This is a genomic window from Planctobacterium sp. AWH2_060 (assembly GCF_056158425.1).
On sequence record NZ_JBSWTG010000001.1, the window covers coordinates 2700638 to 2723856 of the forward strand.

Genomic DNA, 23219 nt, shown 5'->3' on the forward strand with positions numbered 1-23219 from the left:
GGCCCCCCAAGTAACGACGTAATAATGAGGGAAAGACCTGGTCTTTCCCTTTTTAGTTTGTACTGCTGGTAACGGTAGTGATCAACTCAGAGTTCTCATCACCTGTGTTGTATACACCATCAGGGCCAGACGTATAGTCTGAGTGCACCATGTCCAGCAAGCCATCGCCATTCAAATCAATGGGATAAGCCTTCTCGCCCCAGTATCTTTGTGGTTGCAACAAAGTAGGGTCCTGCACCTCAAAAGTTCTGTCGGCCTTTCTGATATAGAGGTACGGCGAGTTCTCATCAATATAGGCTGACCCAGCCATTATCAAATCTTTCAGACCGTCGTTATTCATATCCGCAAATATCATTGGCAAGGGCATGTTGATATTGCGACCATAAAAAGAATAGATTTCGGTAGTTAAAGACTGATCAGCAAAATAAGTATCGGTTTCATCGGTGAAATCACCATTACAATCACTGATAAGCGCTTGCAAATACCTGCCGGTGTTACCCGCCGACGGATCTGCATTAGTGTTGCCACGCTCATGTGCCAACACCAGATCTTTGGCACCGTCACCATTGAGATCGCCTACAACCAAAGACTTCACATAGGTGTAGTCATCGTTCCACTCGACTCCGGGCAAGTTATGCACGTCCTGTTTTCTGAAATATCCAGAGCCATTGTTGTAAGCTATTTTATTAAAATTGAATTCCTGATTATTATCGATGCGTTTTAATCGACCCATGACCAAATCAGGAAAACCATCGCCATTCATATCTTCTAGTTTGTGATAAATGTATCGCCAGTAATATTGATACTGCTCACCTCCGTGAAGAATCTCTGTGGCGATTCGATTATCGTAATCTACGCTGAAATTGCCACTGCCGTCATTTATGAGAAAGTGCCCCACGATGTTGTCGTAACCACCACCACTTTCAACAAAGACATCAATATCATCATCGCCGTCAATATCACCCCAGGTAACGCCTTTACTGTGAATATGATCATTGCCGGTTGATCCCAGATAGGCTTCTGCCAACTGGGTGGAAACCGTGTACTTGCCTTCCTCATTGCTCATCAGCACAACCGGGGGCTCGCCGTAATAACCACCGCTTGGTGCTTGTCCGCGATCCAGGTTACCTCCATCCATAATGACAAAGTCCACCATGCCATCGCCATTAAAGTCTGCTGTAGCCGCCTTTGGAGCATGGATGCTGACTTCAGAATCAAGGTAATTAGAGGTGACATCAGTGAAGCTACCATCACCATTGCTTTGTAGGAAAATCAGAGTCGATGGTTCCAGTGAGTTATTGTCTTCGCCGCCCACCAGCAAATCGGTGAGTTGGTCACCGTTTAAATCTCCGGCATACAGAAACTGATCAGTAATGCCCGGTGCAGAGAAGTTCGTTGCTGAATCGGTGGAATAACTAAATTGATTGACATTGACCTCAAGAGATAACGGCTCCGGGGCCTCACACTGCAGATTGAAAAACACTTCAGAAGCCCAATTCCGGACTCTTACAGTAACAGTATCTGATGCGGTATTACCTTCCAGGTCAGTTACCTGAACCTGTAAAGTTGCATCAACATCTGCATCAACTTCAGGAGCGGTGATGGCAATGCTTAATTGTTCGGTTCCAGAAAGCTCTAATTCAACACCTGACAACTGTGTCCAGGAAACCTGACTAATTTGGTTATCTGGGTCGTCAACCGTCGCAACAAGGTCCGCAGTTTCACCTTCATAAAGCTCAATATCAGAAGGAGCGGTCACATTAACTTCCCAATCTTCAGATTGATTCCCCGAGTCTAATATCATTAGAGATTTGAAGGACGTATAAGAAATACCGTTATCATCGGTCAAGCTGAGATAAACAAATAGAAAGCTATCTTGTTCTACCTGCTTCGCAGTGATCCGCGTATTCACATTCTCTGCTGACTCAATCTCCACATAATCTGTTAAGTAGGTCCACCACATTGCACTGGTAAATAGGTTTTCTGGGTCGGTGATCTCTGGTGCTAATTGAGCGCTCTCCCCTTCAATAATCTCTAGCGTGTCCCCCATATCAACTGAAAAACTGCCCGAGTCAGCTTTTAAATTAACGTTCACTAGCTCCTGAGTCAGCCCGCCGTCAGCATCGGTTACCGTAATCGAAAACTGCAAAGATTCATCTTGAGTGACGCTTGGCATAACCAAGGTAAACTGGGCTTCTTCTGGTGCAAAAAGATTTACGGCTGTACCTGACAGTTGCTCCCACAAGTAGCTCAATTCAGCGCCTTCAGGATCGGTTGCTTCTGCTTCAAATAAGATAATTGAACCCGAATAAACGTTATGTTCCTTTGTTACCTGAATCACCGGGTTTAGATTTTCGATTTCAGCAACTCTCACCATTTCCATTCGCGTTGTCACTGGAGCCGCCAATGGGATATCGCTATCCTGTTTGCCAAAATGGTAGCGTTCTATCTCACCATCTGAGCTGCGCAATATGTATTGATACTGGTTTGAAGCTCTTCTTACTGCTATGTCAGCTTTTCCATCACCGTCATAATCCGCCACAACGGGAATATCACCGCTTTGTTTACCGAAGTGATAGCGGCTGATGCTTTGATCGCTGCTGTTTAGCACATACCAATATTGATTAGAAGGACGGCGCACCGCCACATCGGCTTTACCATCACCATCGTAATCGGCCGGTACCGGAATATCTTCCGCCTGTTTACCAAAATTAAACCGTTGAATCTCACCATCGGAGCTATTCAGGATATACCACATTTGATTGGAGGCACGACGAACTGCCACATCAGCTTTACCATCCCCATCATAATCAGCTGGAACAGGGATATCTTCAGATTGTTTGCCAAAATTAATTCGCTGGATCTCACCATCCGAACTATTCAGGATATACCACATCTGATTAGATGGTCTTCTGACCGCGATATCTGTAATGCCATCGCCGTCATAATCCGCGGGAACAGGGATATCCTCTGATTGTTTACCAAAATTAATGCGTTGAATTTCACCATCAGAGCTATTGAGAATGTACCACATTTGATTGGAAGGTCTTCTTACCGCCACATCGGAAATGCCATCTCCGTCGAAATCACCTGTAACCGGAATATCGTTTTCATGTTTACCAAACTGTAGTCGCTGAATAGCTTGATCACTGCTATTCAGAATATATTGCATGAAATTCGCCTGACGTCTTACTGCGACATCCGCTTTGCCGTCGCCGTCAAAATCCAGGTCAGTAGCATTAGAAATGGTTGCACAAAATGCCGTAGTTATAAAAAGGAAGTGGCGAAACAAGCCTTTAGTCATCAGATTACGTCTCTATATTCTGTTATTGGGGGGTATTAAAAACAAAACGCGGAAGTATAGTTTTTCACCGATTTAATGCAAGTTTCCCCACACAATCAGCTGTCCACTAAACACTACAAATATCGCCGTTAATCATAACGTCGATAATAATCCTCTCTGCCCCCACCAAATTTAAACTGATGAGTACCATCGCAAAAGGGTTTGTTGCCTGTACCTGAACAGCCACAAAAATGCTCGATTTTGGTTTCTGTGGCGACATATTTAAGAGGCTGATAACGGGTCCCCTGATGCGAACCATCACAAAATGGAGCCGTTGCGGTTTTACCACAAGAGCACCATTGATAAGTTTTGCCTTCTTCCACCTGCACCGCTACAGGTCGGTCATTTGAAGGGGCACCGGGCACTGTCGAATCAGATTGAGACACTAACTATTTTCCAATAAATAATGCTGATTTCTGGTAAAACCAGTCGTGAAATGGCTTAATAGCCTTATTGCAGTTTTAGAATAAAAACAATATGAACTCAAGTTTAATCCCCGCAAACCAACATTTTGCCGTTATGGCCGCCTTATTTGCTATTGCATTTTTTGGTTTTTGGGCAGAAAAACAACACTGGGGCAAATTAGTCACCGGCACAGTATGGGCAATTCTGGCCGCTATTATTGCATCTAATCTGAATATCATTCCCAAGAGCGCTGATGCCTACAGCTTCGTGTTTCGCTATCTGGTGCCAGCACTCATTCCCTTGTTCCTCATCAACGCCAATGTAAAACGTATCATCATGGAAAGTGGGCGCGTAGGTTTAGGTTTTATTCTGGCCTGCCTTGGCTCTGCAGCCGGTGCCATTATAGGCATTAACCTGCTGGACCTGGGCGCTCGGGAAGCTGACTTAGCGGGTATCTTTACCGCAACCTACACCGGAGGTTCTGTTAACTACGCTGCTGTGATTCAGTCTACTGGATTCGATGATGCCAATATCATTTCTGCAGCGACAGCGGTAGACAATCTAATGAGCGCACTGTTTTTGGCCATACTGGCTATTATGCCGGCGTCAAAATGGTTGATGGAAAAATACGCGGTTCGCAACCACGAACTGGAAGAAACCCGTCCATACTCTCAAAGCAGTCAAAAAGTTACCGGATTTAGTCTCGCTGCTGCACTAACTTTTGCATTGGTCGTAGTTGCGTTATCAGACGCCACCGTGATGCTTCTAGAAAATCAGTTCCCTGGCTATGAAATTGATCGCCTGCGTTATGTGTTTATCACCCTGTTCTCTATTTTGCCTGCCACAGTTGCCCCTAAAGCGATGCATAAACTGCAAGGTGGGGAAACCATAGGTATCGTTTTAGCCTTCGTGTTTTTTGCCGCCATTGCTGCCGGTGCTGATGTCGTGAAGTTACTCAGCGTAGCGCCAATTCTGCTGGCCTTTGTGATCATATTGCTGAGCATTCATGCTTTAGTGGTTTTCGGACTGGGTGCCGTTATTTCACGCTTGAGTAAAAAGTTTAGTAACAACAAAGAAAGCCTGTTCAGACTTTCTCTACCAGAGCTCATTATTGCCTCCAACGCCTCAATCTTGGGCGCTACTACAGCTCCTGCGCTGGCGATGGCCAGAGGCTGGCCAGCATTGGCCACGCCGGGAATCTTAGCGGGTGTGGCTGGTTACATTGTCGGCACACCGTTGGGGTTACTAGTAGCTTCTTTGGCCGGATAAATCCACGTTACAACATCAAACCACATGTATTGAAATACATTGTGAATACAGCAAACCTCTGCTAGTTTAATAATTGACCAAAACTAAGGGGTTGGCTGAATTATGTTTAGCAAGATAAAAAGCTTTTCAGGCCGAAAAGCTAACTCTCCGGAAAGCTCTCATCTATCAACTTCAGCACCGATAGCAACAGACCTCCGGTGTTTTATAAACCCTTAAGCCTTGCCAATATGAAAACAGCCCCAGCTGTAACTTTATTGAATAGTGGCTTCAGGTTATAGCAACTATAAACAATCGCAGCAAGTCTTCATCAGAACGGCGCATACTCAAAAACAACTCAACATTCACTGTTTAACTCGTATTTCAAACACCTTAAACAATTATTTTTCATAAAAACCATTCTCATTTGCATTACAATTTAATATTATTACCGCCAACGTTCAACCAGACATACACACTAAAAAATTATGAGTCAAAAATTAAAATTGGGATCCACAGCTCTTTTCAGCACATTAGCACTTGGCCTGACAACGGCAAACGCAAACGAAACAAAACCTCAGACAGAGCAATCAGATGAGCAACAAGCGATAGAGCTGATTAAGATCCACGGTGTCAGGGATTCAATTTACAATGTTAAAAAGTCTGGTGATTTACGACGACTTGCAGACTTAGTTGACACTCCAGCAACGATTACTGTGCTAACAAAAGACCAAATCGAGGAGTCAGGTCGTTCTGATTTAAAAGAAGTATTAGCGACCCAAGCCGGTGTCACACTTGGGACAGGTGAAAACGGCAATGCCTTCGGTGATCGCTATATTATTCGTGGTCATGAAGCACGATCCGATGTTTTTGTTGATGGTTTGCGCGATCCGGGTATGAATACACGTGAAAGTTTCTCGGTGGAACAAATCGAAATTACCAAAGGTCCCAGCTCAACTTTCGCCGGAAGAGGCTCTTCCGGCGGCGCAGTCAATAGCATCACCAAAAAAGCGTCATTAGGTTATGACTTCGGACGTGTTGATGTGGGCTTTGGAACAGACAACTACTTCCGCACAGCTGTAGACGTTAACACTCCAATTAGCGACAACATTGCAACACGTATTAACGTAATGACAGCAACCGAAGATGCTCCTAAACGAGATGGTGCAGAGCGCAAACGCGATGGCATTCTCTTATCTGGTCTCTATGACGACGCCAATAAAGCCAAAGTATGGGCTGACGTATATTACCTGAAAGCCGAAGATGTTCCGGATTTTGGCTCAACCGTCGTCAACGATCAGATTCTGGAAGACATTCCGGTTTACGCACAGAAACAAGATTTTATGGAATCTGAAGCATTTTCAACAACATTGCGCGTCGAATATCAATTGAACGATACCTGGAAATTATACAACATCACTCGTTATGGACAAACTGACAATGGCTATGTGGCAACCAGTGCAGGTGGCACGACAGGCTATTTGACCGAAGAAGACGCCAATAACGGTACAAATGGCTTTGGAACATTTACTTTCGGCAGTCACTCTAACTACCAAGATATCGAACACTTCTCCACCCAATTCAACCTTTTTGCTGATGCAGAATTTGGCACTGTTGAACACAAGTTTATGATCAGTGCGGAATTCTCTGATTATTCCGTGTTAAATGGTCGTTATGCCAACACTGGTTCAGTAAGTCAAACTAACTGCTGGAGTGCTGGTCGAGGTGGTGTGCGTGAGAACTTCTGCGTATTGGATGCAAGTGGCAGCACTGTTGCAGGATTTAACGACATTATTGATCGCTCAGCGGCGATAAAAGGCAATGTCACTTCAGACTACAATTATGACGTTACAGCAATATCTCTGATGGATACTGTGCAGGTAACAGATAAACTGCTGGTTTTTGCTGGTATTCGCCTTGACTCCTATGACTACAGTAACCTAACCTCTGATGAGCTATACGAATTCTCCGACACCTTGAGCAATGGACACCTGGGTGTTGTCTATGAAGTAATGGATGATATCAATCTGTACGCAGCTTACGGGACTGCGACCAATATCAATGGTGGTGAATCTGATGTCGGTGGAAATTGTGGCTATGGTGGGATCTGTACAGATTCAGATGGCAGTGCTGATGCTGAACCAGAAGAAGTTACCAACCTTGAGATCGGAACCAAAATGTCCCTCAATGATGAACAGTTATTCCTGCAACTGGCTGCCTTTCGTCTAACCAAAGACGATATCATGGAAGGCGCTGGTAGAGGTTACGATGTGACAGGTGCATTAAACACCGGTAAACATGAGGTCACGGGTGTAGAATTCGCAGTAAATGGCCAGGTAACTGAGGCATTGAGTATTCAGGTCAGTACGGCAATCATGGACTCTGAAATTTTAGCGTCTGCTGCAAATCCTGACAGCGTAGGCCTGCCGCTGGCACTTTTTGCTAATAAAAGCTTTTTCGCCCAGGCGCGATACCAGTTAACCGAAGATTTTGCATTTGGTGGTGACTTTACCTATAAAGACAAGATGACAGGCGGTCAACCAGACACAGGTTCCACTGGACCAGAAGTCCCCTCATATCGTGTATTTAACCTGTTTGCTTCCTACAACTTCTCTGAAAATCTGACCTCGCGATTGAATTTTGGTAACGTATTCGACAAAGAGTATTATACCTCTACCTATCGCGCGCCCAAATTTATGTATATCGGTGACAGACAATCGTTAAGGGCCACGGTTACTTACCAGTTTTAGCCCTTCGTCAATAAAGGAAATTAATCATGGTCTTGATCGAGCAACTGTTAACTAAAGATGAAGTTCATAGCTTTAGGTCTCAGCTCGAACAAGTTCCATGGTTAGATGGAAAAGGCACTGCGATGGGCATGGCTTCCGACGTAAAAAGCAACGGACAGGCAGATCCCAACCACAATACCGTCAGGCAACTCACCAACAAGCTATTGGCCCGATTTGGAGAAACAGCGAACTTGGTATCTGCGGCGCTACCCCATAAAATATTTCCTCCCTGCTTTAATCGTTATACCAATGGCGAGACATATGGCTTCCATGTCGACGCCGCTATCATGCGCATACCAGATAGCTCAGATGTACTCAGATCAGATATGTCGATGACTGTTTTTTTATCTGAGCCTGAAGAATACGATGGTGGAGAGTTGGTGATACAGACAGAATTTGGAGAGCAACGGGTAAAAGCGATGGCAGGCGATGCAGTAACATACTCGTCAGGGAGTTTGCATAAAGTAACACCGGTAACTTCAGGAACGCGAATTGCTGCTATAACTTGGATGCAAAGCTTGGTCAAAGACAACCAGATGCGCAAAGCCTTGTATGAACTGGATCAAAATATTCAACATCTTCTATCAAACCCATCTGTACCGCGTAAACGGTTAGATAGCCTGCATCACATTTATCACAACCTGATTCGTAAATTTTCGGAACTTTAAAAGTAATTGGGGTTGTATATTAATAGCAACAGAGTAATGCCGCTTTATTGATATTGTAAAATCCCGTATCTACAAATTCCCCTTTCTAACGGGAAACGGTAGCATAGGCAATTGATTAACAAACTATAACTCTGGCGTGACTATTTCTTCTCAGCTTCTTTTTTTCTTCAGTTTGCTTGGTGCATTTAACGGCCTGTTAGTCTCCGCTTGGTTGTTTACTCGAAAGCCGGTTAACCTGGCCAACCGATTTTTAGCCTTATTGCTGTTGATGATCAGTGTTCGCATTGGCAAATCCGTTTTTTTATTTTTCACTACTGATTTGGCCGATATCTATCGCCACATTGGCCTGTCAGCCTGTTTCCTGATTGGTCCCTGCTTATATTTTTATTGCCGAGCGGCAAGTACTCAGAATGGGCAAAAACAATCCTATTGGCGCTGGCATATGGCGGCATTGGTAACACTGGTGCTGACTGCCGCTTTGCTGTTCCCTTACGGTAGCAACACCGCAGAATTTAATCGTCTTATGTATCAGTTCATCAACTATAGCTGGCTGATATACCTGTTATTGAGTTTGCCACTAGCCCTGCCTGCCATCAAAGGCACCTTTAAGATTTCAGAATCGAGTCCGGATATCAAAAATAAGCAGGACAGCCATATCATGGCTTCAGCCTGGATAGGCACTTTTTGTATCTGGCTGGCTTATTTCACCTCAAACTACACAAGTTACATAGTAGGTGCGTTGTCTTTCTCGTTTTTGCTTTATTTGAGCATCATGTTGGTGGTCTATGAACGCAAGCAGCAGTTACCCCGCTATCAAAACAAGAAAATAGAAGGTCAGCAAGCCGACTCACTAATTGCAAATTTGCATTACCAGCTAGAAGTAGAAAAACGCTACAAAGATGCGAATTTAACGCTGCCACAATTGGCAAAGCTAATGAAAATTAGCGTACCTCAGCTGTCGCAGTTGTTGAATGATAATCTTGACAGTTCATTTAGCCATTATATAAATCAGTACCGCATTAACGAAGCGAAACGATTGTTGGAAATCACGCCCCAAATGAGTCTGGAGCTCATCGCCGAGCAATCGGGTTTCAATTCGCAGTCTACGTTCTATAACGCATTCAGACGACTAGAAAACACGACGCCGGCTCGTTACCGCCAACAGCTTGAAGTTTCAGCTACAGAGTTTGAAACAGATTAATTGAATCCTGTTCATTAAAAATAGTATTCGCTAATCTCTTCAGATTTATAATTCAGTAATACGACTTTATATATTCGGGAGATAAAATTATGTGCTTTCAATAGCATCCTTGCACCTAATTTGTAAATTTTTCGAAGGTGCAACATGTTGCTAAAACCATTTAAACACATATTAGTATTAACTGTTTTTTCATTTTACCATCTGACAGCCTCTGCCACTGCTGCAAGCAACGAACAGGCGGCGATCATCGCAACCCTGAATAATTATTTCCAGGGTACGGCTTACAACCAGCCCGATGTCATTAAAAAGGCATTCAGCGATAGTGCGACTCTGAACCTGGAAAAGAAAGACACACCAAACTGGGTGGTACCAGCGGCTGAATACATTAGTTGGTTTGAAGGAAAAATCCATGGCCAGTTTAACGGCCGGATCGGTGAGATCCTGTCCATTGATATCGCCGGTAAGATTGCCACTGCAAAAGCAGAAATCCTCTATCCCGAGCGAGACTTGCGCATGATTGATATGTTCCTGTTACGTAAACTGAACAATCAATGGCAAATTATTAGCAAAGCGGCGACCCGAACAGACGAAACTCGCAACGGTAAACGCATCCTGTTCATTGTTTCCAGTGCTCTGTTTCACGGTGATTCCGATTTAGCCACTGGTGTCAGCTTCTCGGAGTTAGTAAATGCTTACCATACTTTCGAGCAAGGTGGTTACAATGTCGATTTTGTCAGTACGCAAGGAGGTCCTATCCCTCTTTCCTATATCAATACCTCCAAAGAGCTACACAGGCAGTACATCTACGACCCGGATTTCATGTATGCTCTGGCCAATACCAAACACCCAGCAGAAATCAAACCTGAAAACTATTCAGCTGTGCACTATGTTGGTGGCGGTAATGCCATGTATGAGGTAGCGGAAAACCAACTATTGCAAGATATTGCAATGACAATCTATCAGCAGCACAACGGCATCGTTTCTTCTGTGTGTCACGGTACGGCAGGAATCGTAAACCTGAAACAGCAGGATGGCACTTATCTGGTGCAAGGCAAACGCATTAGCGGGTACCCTGATGAATACGAAAAAACCAGCGCTGCTTATTATCAACATTTCCCCTTCTCAATCGAAAAAACCATTGAAGCCAGAGGCGGTGATTTCCATTACGGTGGCCGAAGTGAAGCATATGTTGAAGTAGATGGTCGCGTCGTTACCGGCACCAACTATCAATCCAGCAAAGTCGTCGCACAAAAAATCATGGAAATTTTAAACCGCGCCATGAATTAACTTTCAAGGGGTCAGAGTTCTTGAAACTGTTTCAAGAACTCTGACCCCATGAAAAATTTAACCCCTTTTGCTACATTGGCGCGTTACTCTCCAACAAAAAGACCTGAAACAATAAAATGAGATTCGCGCTTCCTATAATTTTAATAGGCCTGTTATTGCAAGGCTGTGCCTTGCTGGCCCCTATACACTCTGCGTCAGTGTCCTTTCGTCTTTTGAACAATCACATTCTGGTGCCTGTCTCTGTTGAGGGAGTGGAAATGGATTTCATGTTTGATACTTCGGCAAAAAACACCGTAATTTTTGAAAGAGCGCTAAAAAAGCTATCAATGAAAGATGTCAGTGAGATGAACATCAAAATTCCTAAAGCAGAGCTATCAATACCTTTTGATAATTCCCTGCTCACAACCAGCAATTCCCAAAGCGACAATAGCTATTTTGATGGAATACTGGGACAGGATTTTTTTGACAAAAAAATTATAGAAATCAATTACGATTCAAAAACCTTGTCGCTATTTTCAAGACGCGCATTTAAGAACAACTTTATCCGTCGCTCGACGGATTGGGGAGCGATGCCATTGACGATAAATGACGACAATATGTATGTGAATATGCCACTCACTCTCAACAAGCATTCGCGTTATTTTGACTTTGCCATCGATACCGGATTTAACCTCGATCTGGTATTACATAGTTCAATGTTAAACGACCAACTAACACCAGAATATTCCTATACCTCTCCCTATTTTGATTCAGAAGGAAAACAGGAATTTACAGTTTACCCGCTGCAGCGCACCTACTTGGGTGATCACGCGATAATATGGCCACTGGTTCACACATATAAGGAGAAAGACGCAACTTCAAAACAACAAAATGGTGTTTTAGGCAATGCCATACTGTCCCGTTTTAATCTCATTATCGATACAGCCGAGGAAACCCTGTATTACCAGGAAAACCAACGACATTCTGTAAAGAACTTTCCTGATCGCAGTGGTATTACCATAACCCCACATCCAAATGGTGCCAAAGTCGCCAGTGCAGATGCACCCGGCTCGGAAACTCTTGAGCAAAATGACATTATTCAGTCCTACGAAGGCATTACAATCACTGAAAGCACCTTCGATGGTTTCAGGTTAATGCTGTCATCTGAAGCTGAGCAACTCCGAGTCTGTTGGTTACGAGACGAAGAAAAACAGTGTGGTAATCTAAAGATGGGTTACAGGATGTGATGTTAAATACAAAAAACCCGTTATTCTTTGTTTCGTTCCGCCCCAAAAAGGTTAATTTATTATACCTTAAGGAAACAGAGTTCGGAAAAGTTAATATTGTTTTGTTATACTCAAATTAATGCATTGCTCAGGAATACTCAGAATGGTAGGCCCAAAAGTTTATTAGTCTCCTTTTTAATATTCTCATTATCATCTCCGCAGTGCGCAGCACAAATCGAATCAGGAGTTCAGGCTCCCCTCGGCACTCAGAATACTCTTACAAACTCATCTGAACCCGATATTTTCGACAACAAGTTATTTGTCGGTGTTGTGGTTGCACTTATCGTGCAGGGACTCTTTCCTGTTTTTCGTTATTTTTACACCAAACGCAAACAGCGAGATACTTACATTGCTTATATCAAAGCCAATGTGGAATCTTCATTAAAGCGGTTTGGCGAAGATGCCAGCGACGATGAGCTAGCACTACTTCGCAAACTACCTTTTGAGTATGAGTGGCTGTCAAAGTTGCAACGTAATAATTAACCAGTGCCACAAGTAATGCTATATATGCAATTAGGACTAGACAGGTGTGAAACCTCCCTGGAAACGCATTGTCCTTATTTACCCATATTTAAGTTCAGTGGGCAAGCATCTGGCGATATCGACCACGAGCATGTCGCTTGGCAACTCAATCAACAGCAATCGGTTCTGATCTCCGAATATCTATTGTCCCAACAACAAATACAGTCCACTATAGCAGACCTTTATACCCCCCCATTATTTGATCTCTTCTCCTCTGAAGATTTCAACACAAAAAAACGCTGGTATCTCGCGGCCTGTTCATTGCTCGATGAGTTATTAGAGAATTATCAGTATTCACAAAAGCTTAAACAGGAACTGCAGAAATGGTCTCAAGAATAATCCCTGATTTAGTCAATAGGGTCTAAATTCAACTTCCAAATTAGATTGTTTGTCAACTGCCGTTAGCCAGCTTCAAATTAACCCAAACAAATTTTTATCATTCAATGCCAGCCTCAGGAATTAATATAAGTTCAAGGGGTCAGAGTTCTTGAAAGCGTTTCAAGAACTCTGACCCCTTGAAATTTTTTGGCGAATACAAAAAAGGCCGCTTGCGCGACCTTTTTTTGGGATGGGTTGTAATCAACAATTAGTCGATGATTTTAGCTACAACACCAGCACCTACTGTACGACCACCTTCACGGATTGCGAAGCGCAGACCTTCGTCCATCGCGATTGGAGCAATCAGTTCTACTACGAACTTCAGGTTGTCACCAGGCATTACCATTTCTACGCCTTCTGGCAGCTCAACAGCACCTGTTACGTCAGTTGTACGGAAGTAGAACTGTGGACGGTAACCTTTGAAGAAAGGAGTGTGACGACCACCTTCGTCTTTGCTCAGTACGTATACTTCTGCTTCGAACTTAGTGTGTGGGTTGATTGAACCCGGCTTAGCCAGTACCTGACCACGCTCAACTTCGTCACGCTTAGTACCACGAAGCAGAACACCAACGTTCTCACCTGCACGACCTTCGTCAAGCAGCTTACGGAACATCTCAACACCAGTACAAGTAGTCGTTGTAGTTTCTTTGATACCTACGATTTCTACTTCTTCACCAACTTTGATGATACCTTGCTCAACACGGCCAGTTACTACTGTACCACGACCTGAGATGGAGAATACGTCTTCGATTGGCAGGATGAACGGCTTGTCGATTGCACGCTCTGGCTCAGGAATGTAAGAATCCAAAGCTTCGCCCAGCTCGATGATTTTCTTTTCCCACTCTGCGTCGCCTTCAAGCGCCTTAAGAGCAGAACCCTGGATAACGGGTAAGTCATCACCTGGGAATTCATATTCAGTCAGAAGTTCACGAACTTCCATTTCTACCAGCTCTAACAGCTCTTCATCGTCAACCATGTCACACTTGTTCATGAATACGATGATGTAAGGTACGCCAACCTGACGACCTAACAGGATGTGCTCACGAGTCTGAGGCATAGGGCCGTCAGTCGCAGCTACTACCAGGATTGCGCCGTCCATCTGAGCAGCACCGGTGATCATGTTTTTAACATAGTCAGCGTGTCCAGGGCAGTCTACGTGAGCGTAGTGACGTGAAGGAGTGTCATACTCTACGTGAGAAGTTGCGATTGTGATACCACGCTCGCGCTCTTCTGGAGCGTTATCGATTTGATCGAAAGCCTGAGCTGCACCACCGTAAGTTTTTGCTAATACAGTAGTGATCGCTGCAGTCAGAGTTGTTTTACCGTGGTCAACGTGGCCGATTGTACCAACGTTTACGTGCGGTTTCGTACGTTCAAACTTTTCTTTTGCCATTGTTCTCTATTTCCTAAATATTTAAAAAGTCCGGTCACAAACCTCTCATTAGAGATGGGTGAATTCCGGACCGAACTTACTTAATTTCTTGCCTCAATAATGCTTTGAGCAACATTATTAGGGGCTTCTGCATAATTGTGGAACTCCATTGAATATGAAGCTCGTCCTTGCGTCGCAGACCGCAAATCTGTGGCGTAACCAAACATTTCCGACAACGGAACTTTGGCGCGTATAATCTTAATACCGCCAATACCATCTTCCATGCCTTCGATTACACCACGACGACGATTCAGATCGCCAACTACATCTCCCATCCAATCTTCGGGAGTTGTAACTTCAACCTTCATCATGGGTTCAAGCAAAACCGGATTAGCTTCAGAGCAACCCTGTTTAAAGCCCATCGAACCCGCTATCTTAAAGGCCATTTCTGAAGAGTCAACATCATGATAAGAACCATCGAATAATGTCACCTTAACGTCGAGTACCGGATAACCCGCCAGGACGCCAAATTGCATCTGTTCTTCACAGCCTTTATCTACTGCAGGAATAAATTCTTTTGGAACCGTACCACCTACAATCTCGTTAACAAATTCATAGCCTTTGCCTTCTTCCTGAGGCTCTACGCGCAGCCAGACATGACCGTATTGGCCGCGTCCACCAGACTGACGTACAAATTTACCTTCTACTTCCACAGATTTGCGAATGGTCTCGCGGTAGGCAACCTGGGGTTTACCCACGTTACATTCCACTTTAAATTCGCGCTTCATGCGGTCGATGATGATGTCGAGGTGCAATTCTCCCATTCCGGAAATAATTGTCTGACCTGACTCCTCATCGGTTTTAACCCTAAAGGACGGATCTTCCGCTGCCAGTTTGCCTAATGCTACAGACATTTTTTCCTGGTCAGCTTTGGATTTTGGTTCTACCGCGATAGAGATAACAGGCTCAGGGAATTCCATGCGCTCCAGGGTGATCACGTGATTCGGATCACACAGGGTGTCACCAGTAGTAACATCTTTTAAGCCGATAGCGGCCGCAATGTCCCCTGCCCGCACTTCTTTTAACTCTGCGCGGTCTTTGGCGTGCATCTGTACGATACGACCAAAACGTTCTTTTTTGCCTTTAACCGGGTTGTATACGGCATCACCGGTGTTCACTACACCTGAATAGCAACGGAAAAAGGTAAGCGTGCCCACAAAGGGGTCTGTAGCGATTTTAAAGGCCAATGCAGAGAAAGGCTCTTTGTCATCGGCATGACGCTCGTCATGAGATTCATCAGCATCGTCTTTGTGGCCCTGGATAGCAGGGACATCAACCGGCGATGGTAAATACTCTATAACCGCATCCAGAACCGCCTGTACACCTTTATTTTTAAAAGCTGAGCCACAGGTCGCTAATACGATTTCGTTGTTCAGTGTGCGTTTGCGAAGCCCTGCGCGAATGTCCTCTTCGCTCAGGTCACCTTCTTCAAGATATTTTTCCATCAACTCATCAGAAGCTTCAGCCGCAGCTTCCACCATTTCTAAGCGCATCACTTCAGCTTTATCCTGAAGATCTGCTGGAATTTCTTCGTAATCAAAGGTCATGCCCTGATCCGCTTCGTTCCAGTTGATGGCTTTCATTTTGATGAGGTCTATAACACCTTTAAAGTGTTCTTCGGCACCGATATTTAACTGAATAGGTACACAGGTCGCACCAAGACGCTTGCGAATTTGCTCTACAACACGTTCAAAGTCAGCACCGGCACGGTCCATTTTATTAACAAAAACCATACGGGGTACGTGATATTTGTTTGCCTGACGCCAGACCGTCTCCGACTGAGGCTCTACACCTGATGAACCACAGAACACCACCACAGCACCATCAAGTACACGCAACGAACGCTCAACTTCGATTGTGAAGTCAACGTGTCCCGGTGTATCTATGATATTTATACGATGCTGATCGTACTGCGCCTGCATTCCTTTCCAGAAACAGGTAGTCGCAGCGGAAGTAATGGTGATACCGCGTTCTTGCTCTTGTTCCATCCAGTCCATGGTGGCGGCACCATCGTGCACTTCACCAATTTTGTGGGACAAGCCGGTATAGAATAAAACCCTTTCGGTAGTGGTCGTTTTTCCCGCGTCCACGTGAGCAACGATACCGATATTGCGGTACAGCTCAATGGGAGTTGTACGAGCCATAGTGTCCTCTCAATTAAAGGAAATTCTGTGTAGGTGGACTTTAGTCCAACCGTGCTGGAAATCCAGTTTAGTCGCTAAAACCAACTGTTCTTAAAATTCCGTTCACTTTGTCGGAATAAATTCCGACCTACAATCTTTTGTCAATCTAAGCACAATTTCCACACGCCTAAATTGAAGACGGAGAGGGCTACCCTCTCCGCAAGTACCAAATTAATTTGGAATTTAACTACTGTCAGTAGATTACCAACGGTAGTGTGCGAACGCTTTGTTCGCTTCAGCCATACGGTGAACGTCTTCACGTTTCTTAACCGCAGAACCTTTGTTGTCTGACGCATCCGCCATTTCAGCAGCAAGGCGTAACGCCATAGATTTTTCACCACGCTTACGAGCAGCTTCAACCATCCAACGCATACCCAATGCGTTGCGACGTACAGGGCGAACTTCAACCGGTACCTGGTAGGTAGAACCACCAACACGGCGAGATTTAACCTCTACGTTAGGACGGATGTTGTCCAGAGCAGCTTCGAAAATATCCAGGTGATCTTTACCTGTTTTTTCAGCAGCAGCATCCAGTGCACCGTAAACGATTTTTTCAGCAGTTGATTTTTTGCCGTCTAGCATAACAACATTAATGAATTTAGCTAACAGCTGTGATCCGAACTTAGGATCAGGTAGGATTTTACGTTGTCCTACGACTCTTCTTCTTGGCATCTTAATTCTCCGAATTGATTCAGGATTATCCCAAAACGTTAATACTTAGTTTGGCCTTACTAACGGAGAACCGTTAAGACTTGGGCCTTTTCGTTCCGTACTTAGAACGGGCTTGCTTACGGTCGTTAACACCTGCACAGTCAAGCGTACCGCGAACTGTGTGATAACGAACACCTGGTAGATCTTTAACACGACCACCACGGATTAATACAACACTGTGTTCCTGAAGGTTGTGACCTTCACCACCGATGTATGAACTTACTTCGAAACCGTTAGTCAGACGTACACGACAAACTTTACGTAACGCTGAGTTAGGCTTCTTAGGGGTAGTAGTATATACACGAGTACATACACCACGACGTTGTGGACAAGCTTCCAGTGCCGCTACGTTGCTTTTCGCAGGTTTTTTAGCACGGGGCTTGCGCACCAGTTGGTTAACTGTTGCCATTCTAGCTCCTAAAAATTAAACAAAAAATTTGGTTCTTTCTGCGAGGCAGTCCGAACCCACTGCTGATTTTGCTGCTTTAGCCCAAAAATTCAGGCTTTTTAATGAAAAATCCGCGCCCATTAGGGAATTACCCCAAAATGAGGTCGCGGAATTCTATAGATCTGCCGCCTAAGTGTCAACTATTTAAGCAATTCGTGGGAAGTTTAACCGTACCTCGAAATTATTCTGATTAGAAAACAGAAATTCCCTGTGACACTTTTTCTGTCGGCTTGCAGTATAAATGGGTTAGCCTGAATGTATTGACAGTAAAAGTGGGTAGTGATTATGAAAGACTTACAGAAAATGTTGGGCGGCCTTAGCAAGAGCGGTTTTATGTCCGGTATGGCCGGTGGCGCTTTAAGTGGCGTTGTGACTAATCTTGCAATGGGTAAAAAATCCAAAAAGATGGGCAAGAGTGCCCTGAAAGTTGGCGCCCTGGCTGCAGTTGGGGGACTGGCATGGAAAGCTTATCAAAGTTACAGCCAGCAAAAAACTTCAGCGCAAAACAGCAGGCAAGCCAACGATCCGTCTTACTACTATACGCCGCAACAACAGAGCCACACAGAGCGACATACCTATTCTCGTCCAGAACCACGCAGCTTTGATTATGGGCAAGTATCTGAAAACCGTTTTGATGAGATCATTGAAGACGAGAGTGCCGAAGGTGGGCAAATGTTGCTGATGCAGGCGATGATTGCTGCCGCCTATGCGGACGGTCATATTGATAACGATGAGCAGGCACGTATCTTTAATCAGGTAGAGCAAATGGAGTTGTCAACGGCTGAGAAAGCCAGCTTATTTGACGAATTGCGACGCCCTAAATCCATGGAACAAATTGTAGCCCGAGTACCCGATGCTGAAACCGGAGTGGAAGTTTATGCCGCATCCCTGTTAGCGATCGACGAAAGCATGTCAGTGTCAGAACAGTATCTTGATAACCTGGCTAAACACCTTTGCATTCCAAGAGAACTCAAGGCAGCCATTCACCAACAGGCCCATCAGGCGAGGCTGGAGGCGAGCTAAAAAATACATTCCCCAAGACACAAAAAAAGCGCCATCAGGCGCTTTTTTCACATTGAGTAGAAATTACTCTTCAGAGGCTGAGCTATCTGCACCTAACACTTCAGCGTTTAACGCTTCGGTCAATGCGGCTTCTGCTTCTTCAGCGGAAACTGACAGATCTTCCATGGCATCCATCTTGTTAGCCAGTCGCTTCTTGTGATACGCCAAACCAGTACCGGCAGGGATCAGACGACCAACGATTACGTTTTCTTTCAGACCACGTAAATCATCTGTCTTACCTTGTACCGCAGCTTCAGTCAGTACGCGGGTTGTTTCCTGGAACGAGGCCGCGGAGATGAAGGATTCAGTAGACAGTGATGCCTTGGTGATACCCAACAATTGCAGTTCGTATTTAGCAGGGAATTTACCTGCTTTTTCCAGTTCACGGTTTGCGATATTAACGGCAGAAACTTCACACTGCTCACCTTCCAGGAACATGCTGTCGCCTGGCTCGGTGATAATACATTTACGCAGCATCTGACGGATAACTACTTCAATGTGCTTATCGTTAATTTTTACACCCTGTAAGCGGTAAACTTCCTGAACCTCATTCACGATGTAGTTAGACACCGCACTTACACCACGCAGGCGCAAGATATCGTGTGGAGACTCTGGACCGTCGGCAATAACTTCACCTTTTTCGATGTTCTCACCTTCGAATACGTTGATTTGACGCCATTTTGGAATCATCTCTTCGTAGTGATCACCGTCTTTAGGTGTAATTGTCAGACGCTTCTTACCTTTGGTTTCTTTACCAAATCCGATAGTACCGGAAATCTCAGCAAGGATAGCAGGCTCTTTAGGCTTACGTGCTTCGAACAGGTCAGCTACTCGTGGCAGACCACCCGTAATATCACGTGTCTTCGAGCTTTCCTGAGGAATACGCGCAATAGTGTCACCCACTTGAGCCGTTGCACCATCAGCAATATCGATAGTGGTAAAGCTTGGCAGACGAATTTCCTGCAGACCTACTTCTTCAATTTCAAGAATCAGTTTAGGCTCTTTGGCGTTTGCCAAAGACAAGTCTTTAACCACGATACGTGACAGACCAGTCAGTTCGTCCTGCTGCATTTCAGTGTTGGAATCGTCAACGTCAGAGAAGCTAACTTTGGCTTTACGCTCTACCACGATTGGGTGGGAGTGCGGATCCCAGTTAGCAACGATTGCACCAGACTCTACCGCTGCACCGTCATCGACTGACAACTTAGCACCATAAGGCAGTTTGTAGCGCTCTTTCTCGCGACCAAACTCGTCGATAACCGTCAGTTCAGTTGAACGAGAAACGATAACAATCTTGCCGTCTGTATTAGTTACATATTTGGCGTTGTGCAGTTTCAGGTGACCATTGTTTTTGATCTGAACACTGTTTTCTGCTGACGCTCTTGATGCCGCACCACCGATGTGGAAGGTACGCATCGTTAACTGTGTACCTGGCTCACCGATTGACTGTGCGGCGATAACACCCACAGATTCACCAGCACCAACCATGTGACCACGAGCAAGGTCACGCCCGTAACACTTAGCACAAACACCAAAGTCGTTTTCACAGGTGATTACCGAGCGAACGATAACCTGATCAACCGAGTGAGCCTCAAGGAAGTCTACCAGTTTCTCATCAAGCAATACGTTACGCTCAACCAGTACTTCGTTAGTACCAGGCTTAAGCACGTCTTCTGCTACAACACGACCCAATACGCGTTCGCGCAATGGTTCTACAACGTCACCACCTTCGATTAGCGGTTTCATTACAATACCGTCAAAGGTGCCGCAGTCGTCGTTGTTGATTACAACGTCTTGAGCAACGTCAACCAGACGACGAGTCAGGTAACCCGAGTTCGCTGTCTTCAATGCCGTATCGGCCAAACCTTTACGTGCACCGTGGGTTGAGATGAAGTACTGAAGTACGTTCAGACCTTCACGGAAGTTAGCGGTAATTGGGGTTTCGATGATTGAGCCATCTGGCTTAGCCATCAGACCACGCATACCGGCCAACTGACGAATCTGAGCCGGGCTACCACGAGCACCGGAGTCCGCCATCATGTATACGGAGTTAAGTGAATCTTGCTTCTCCATCTCACCGTCGCGGTTTAATACCTCTTCGGTAGACAGGTTGGTCATCATGGCTTTCGCTACGCGTTCGTTAGCGGCAGACCAGATATCGATTACTTTGTTGTAACGCTCACCAGCGGTTACCAAACCAGACTGGAACTGTTCCTGGATCTCAGTCACTTCAGCTTCAGCAGCATCGATGATTTCTGATTTTTCATCCGGGATAACCATGTCGTCGATACCGATAGACACACCAGATTTCATCGCGTAATGGAAACCAGTATACATAACCTGGTCAGCGGTGATTACTGTGTCTTTCAGACCTAAACGACGGTAGCAAGCATTCAATAATTTAGAAATTTGCTTCTTGCCCATTGGCTGGTTAATCAGCTCAAATGGCATACCTTCTGGCAAAATGCCAAACAGGATGGCGCGACCAACAGTGGTGTCGACAACTGACGTTCTTTCGTGTCTGTTACCGTCGATATCCACTTCAACTTCAGTCAAACGCACTTTTACGCGAGCGTGCAGTTCAGCTTCACCAGTACGGTAAGCTTTTTCCGCTTCTTCTTTGTTCGCGAATACCATGCCTTCGCCTTTGGCGTTAACACGGGCGCGGGTCATGTAATACAGACCCAATACAACGTCCTGTGAAGGTACGATGATAGGTTCACCGTTTGCCGGAGACAGGATGTTGTTGGTAGACATCATCAGGGCACGTGATTCCAACTGAGCTTCGATAGTCAGTGGTACGTGTACCGCCATTTGGTCACCATCGAAGTCAGCGTTATAAGCCGCACACACCAGCGGGTGCAGTTGAATCGCTTTACCTTCGATAAGAATAGGTTCAAACGCCTGAATACCCAATCTGTGCAGTGTTGGTGCACGGTTAAGTAATACCGGGTGTTCGCGGATAACTTCGTCCAGAACGTCCCAAACTTCTGCCGCTTCGCGTTCAACCATTTTCTTAGCGGCTTTAATCGTAGTCGCTAAGCCACGGCCTTCTAACTTGCCGTAGATGAAAGGTTTGAACAGCTCAAGTGCCATTTTCTTAGGCAAACCACACTGGTGCAAACGCAGAGTAGGACCAACTGTGATTACAGAACGGCCTGAGTAGTCAACACGCTTACCCAACAGGTTCTGACGGAAACGACCTTGCTTACCTTTGATCATGTCGGCCAAAGATTTCAGAGGACGCTTGTTAGAGCCAGTGATAGCACGACCGCGACGACCGTTATCTAATAGGGCGTCAACAGCTTCCTGAAGCATACGCTTTTCGTTGCGTACGATGATGTCAGGTGCAGCCAAATCTAACAGACGCTTAAGACGGTTGTTACGGTTGATTACACGACGGTATAAGTCGTTCAAGTCAGAAGTCGCAAAACGACCACCATCCAGCGGTACCAGAGGACGTAAATCTGGCGGCAGAACCGGCAGAACAGTCATGATCATCCACTCTGGCTTGTTGCCAGATTGCTGGAAGGATTCTAATAATTTAAGACGCTTGGTGATCTTCTTGCGCTTAGTTTCAGAGTTGATAGAAGGCAACTCTTCACGCATTGATGCTACATCGGCATCAACATCAAGTTCTTGCAACAAATCGAATACTGCTTCAGCACCCATTTTTGCTTCGAACTCATCACCGTGCTCTTCCAGCGCATCCAGGTACTCTTCTTCAGTCAGAAGCTGGCTGCGCTCTAATGTTGTCATACCAGGTTCGGTAACAACATAAGATTCAAAATAAAGTACACGCTCGATATCACGTAATGTCATATCCAGCATCAAGCCGATACGGCTCGGCAGTGATTTCAGGAACCAGATGTGTGCAACCGGGCTGGCCAATTCGATGTGACCCATGCGCTCACGACGCACTTTAGTGAGGGTAACTTCAACGCCACACTTCTCACAGATTACACCACGGTGCTTCAGACGCTTGTACTTACCGCACAAACATTCATAGTCTTTAACCGGTCCAAAAATACGCGCACAAAACAAACCATCACGCTCGGGCTTGAAGGTACGGTAGTTAATCGTTTCGGGTTTTTTAACTTCCCCGTACGACCAGCTGCGGATCATGTCGGGCGAAGCCAGACCGATTCGAATCTGATCGAATTCTTCAGTTTTGTTTTGTTGCTTAAGAAACTTAAGTAAATCTTTCACGATTTTCTCCCAACGGAGTCACTTATTATTCGATGCCAGCGCCAATTCTCATGGGAGCTGGCATCGCTACC

16 protein-coding genes are annotated in these 23219 nt (G+C 45.2%); 9 read left to right on the forward strand and 7 right to left on the reverse strand.

Annotation, left to right across the window (positions count from 1 at the left end; all coding sequences use genetic code 11):
- Positions 1–52: 52 nt before the first annotated feature.
- Entirely contained in the window at positions 53–3304 is a 3252-nt protein-coding gene (locus ACXAD8_RS11555) for an FG-GAP repeat domain-containing protein (RefSeq protein ID WP_475228600.1), read from the reverse strand.
- Between the two features lie 128 nt (positions 3305–3432).
- The gene (locus ACXAD8_RS11560) at positions 3433–3729 is read right to left on the reverse strand and encodes a CDGSH iron-sulfur domain-containing protein (RefSeq protein ID WP_475228603.1); all 297 of its coding nucleotides are present in this window, start codon (positions 3727–3729) and stop codon (positions 3433–3435) included.
- Between the two features lie 91 nt (positions 3730–3820).
- Between ACXAD8_RS11560 and ACXAD8_RS11565 the strand changes: the two genes are divergently transcribed.
- The 8 genes from ACXAD8_RS11565 (at position 3821) to ACXAD8_RS11600 (ending at position 13064) form a co-directional block, all read left to right on the forward strand.
- The gene (locus tag ACXAD8_RS11565) at positions 3821–5017 is read left to right on the forward strand and encodes a DUF819 family protein (protein ID WP_475228608.1); all 1197 of its coding nucleotides are present in this window, start codon (positions 3821–3823) and stop codon (positions 5015–5017) included.
- Between the two features lie 464 nt (positions 5018–5481).
- Entirely contained in the window at positions 5482–7743 is a 2262-nt protein-coding gene (locus ACXAD8_RS11570; protein ID WP_475228610.1) for a TonB-dependent receptor, read from the forward strand.
- A gap of 26 nt (positions 7744–7769) precedes the next feature.
- The gene (locus ACXAD8_RS11575) at positions 7770–8450 is read left to right on the forward strand and encodes a Fe2+-dependent dioxygenase (RefSeq protein ID WP_475228613.1); all 681 of its coding nucleotides are present in this window, start codon (positions 7770–7772) and stop codon (positions 8448–8450) included.
- A gap of 136 nt (positions 8451–8586) precedes the next feature.
- Positions 8587–9651, forward strand: a complete 1065-nt coding sequence (locus tag ACXAD8_RS11580; RefSeq protein WP_475228615.1) for a helix-turn-helix domain-containing protein — start codon at positions 8587–8589, stop codon at positions 9649–9651.
- Between the two features lie 144 nt (positions 9652–9795).
- Positions 9796–10938, forward strand: a complete 1143-nt coding sequence (locus ACXAD8_RS11585; protein ID WP_475228618.1) for a nuclear transport factor 2 family protein — start codon at positions 9796–9798, stop codon at positions 10936–10938.
- Positions 10939–11195: 257 nt separating this feature from the next.
- The gene (locus ACXAD8_RS11590; RefSeq protein ID WP_475228620.1) at positions 11196–12164 is read left to right on the forward strand and encodes a hypothetical protein; all 969 of its coding nucleotides are present in this window, start codon (positions 11196–11198) and stop codon (positions 12162–12164) included.
- Positions 12165–12473: 309 nt separating this feature from the next.
- Positions 12474–12686: a hypothetical protein gene (locus tag ACXAD8_RS11595; RefSeq protein ID WP_475228623.1), complete on the forward strand. Its 213-nt coding sequence runs from the start codon at positions 12474–12476 to the stop codon at positions 12684–12686.
- A 24-nt stretch (positions 12687–12710) separates the two neighbouring features.
- Positions 12711–13064: a hypothetical protein gene (locus ACXAD8_RS11600; protein ID WP_475228625.1), complete on the forward strand. Its 354-nt coding sequence runs from the start codon at positions 12711–12713 to the stop codon at positions 13062–13064.
- A 247-nt stretch (positions 13065–13311) separates the two neighbouring features.
- Here ACXAD8_RS11600 and tuf read toward each other — a convergent pair whose 3' ends face one another.
- From tuf to rpsL, 4 genes are all read right to left on the reverse strand, one after another.
- Positions 13312–14496 (reverse strand): elongation factor Tu, encoded by a 1185-nt coding sequence (gene tuf, locus ACXAD8_RS11605; protein WP_475228627.1) that lies wholly within the window; start codon positions 14494–14496, stop codon positions 13312–13314.
- An 80-nt stretch (positions 14497–14576) separates the two neighbouring features.
- On the reverse strand, positions 14577–16679 hold the full coding sequence (fusA, locus tag ACXAD8_RS11610; RefSeq protein ID WP_475228630.1) for an elongation factor G: 2103 nt from the start codon (positions 16677–16679) through the stop codon (positions 14577–14579).
- Between the two features lie 240 nt (positions 16680–16919).
- Positions 16920–17390, reverse strand: a complete 471-nt coding sequence (gene rpsG, locus ACXAD8_RS11615; protein WP_229531340.1) for a 30S ribosomal protein S7 — start codon at positions 17388–17390, stop codon at positions 16920–16922.
- 73 nt (positions 17391–17463) lie between these two features.
- The gene (gene rpsL, locus ACXAD8_RS11620) at positions 17464–17838 is read right to left on the reverse strand and encodes a 30S ribosomal protein S12 (RefSeq protein ID WP_475228633.1); all 375 of its coding nucleotides are present in this window, start codon (positions 17836–17838) and stop codon (positions 17464–17466) included.
- 324 nt (positions 17839–18162) lie between these two features.
- On the opposite strand from rpsL, the gene ACXAD8_RS11625 reads away from it, so the two are divergent.
- A complete protein-coding gene (locus ACXAD8_RS11625) occupies positions 18163–18900 on the forward strand; it encodes a tellurite resistance TerB family protein (protein WP_475228636.1) in 738 nt (245 codons plus the stop codon).
- A 63-nt stretch (positions 18901–18963) separates the two neighbouring features.
- On the opposite strand, the gene rpoC is transcribed toward ACXAD8_RS11625, so the two are convergent.
- Positions 18964–23148, reverse strand: coding sequence for a DNA-directed RNA polymerase subunit beta' (rpoC, locus tag ACXAD8_RS11630; RefSeq protein WP_475228638.1), 4185 nt, complete (start codon positions 23146–23148; stop codon positions 18964–18966).
- Positions 23149–23219 lie beyond the last annotated feature (71 nt).

What these genes read in the sequence shown, in the direction of transcription:
- rpsG (WP_229531340.1), bottom strand. Translation starts at nt 17,390, where the DNA reads ATGCCAAGAAGAAGAGTCGTAGGACAACGTAAAATCCTACCTGATCCT.
- ACXAD8_RS11625 (WP_475228636.1), top strand. Translation starts at nt 18,163, where the DNA reads ATGAAAGACTTACAGAAAATGTTGGGCGGCCTTAGCAAGAGCGGTTTT.
- ACXAD8_RS11600 (WP_475228625.1), top strand. Translation starts at nt 12,711, where the DNA reads ATGCAATTAGGACTAGACAGGTGTGAAACCTCCCTGGAAACGCATTGT.
- ACXAD8_RS11555 (WP_475228600.1), bottom strand. Translation starts at nt 3,304, where the DNA reads ATGACTAAAGGCTTGTTTCGCCACTTCCTTTTTATAACTACGGCATTT.
- ACXAD8_RS11570 (WP_475228610.1), top strand. Translation starts at nt 5,482, where the DNA reads ATGAGTCAAAAATTAAAATTGGGATCCACAGCTCTTTTCAGCACATTA.
- ACXAD8_RS11575 (WP_475228613.1), top strand. Translation starts at nt 7,770, where the DNA reads ATGGTCTTGATCGAGCAACTGTTAACTAAAGATGAAGTTCATAGCTTT.
- fusA (WP_475228630.1), bottom strand. Translation starts at nt 16,679, where the DNA reads ATGGCTCGTACAACTCCCATTGAGCTGTACCGCAATATCGGTATCGTT.
- tuf (WP_475228627.1), bottom strand. Translation starts at nt 14,496, where the DNA reads ATGGCAAAAGAAAAGTTTGAACGTACGAAACCGCACGTAAACGTTGGT.
- ACXAD8_RS11565 (WP_475228608.1), top strand. Translation starts at nt 3,821, where the DNA reads ATGAACTCAAGTTTAATCCCCGCAAACCAACATTTTGCCGTTATGGCC.
- rpsL (WP_475228633.1), bottom strand. Translation starts at nt 17,838, where the DNA reads ATGGCAACAGTTAACCAACTGGTGCGCAAGCCCCGTGCTAAAAAACCT.
- ACXAD8_RS11585 (WP_475228618.1), top strand. Translation starts at nt 9,796, where the DNA reads ATGTTGCTAAAACCATTTAAACACATATTAGTATTAACTGTTTTTTCA.
- ACXAD8_RS11590 (WP_475228620.1), top strand. Translation starts at nt 11,196, where the DNA reads ATGGATTTCATGTTTGATACTTCGGCAAAAAACACCGTAATTTTTGAA.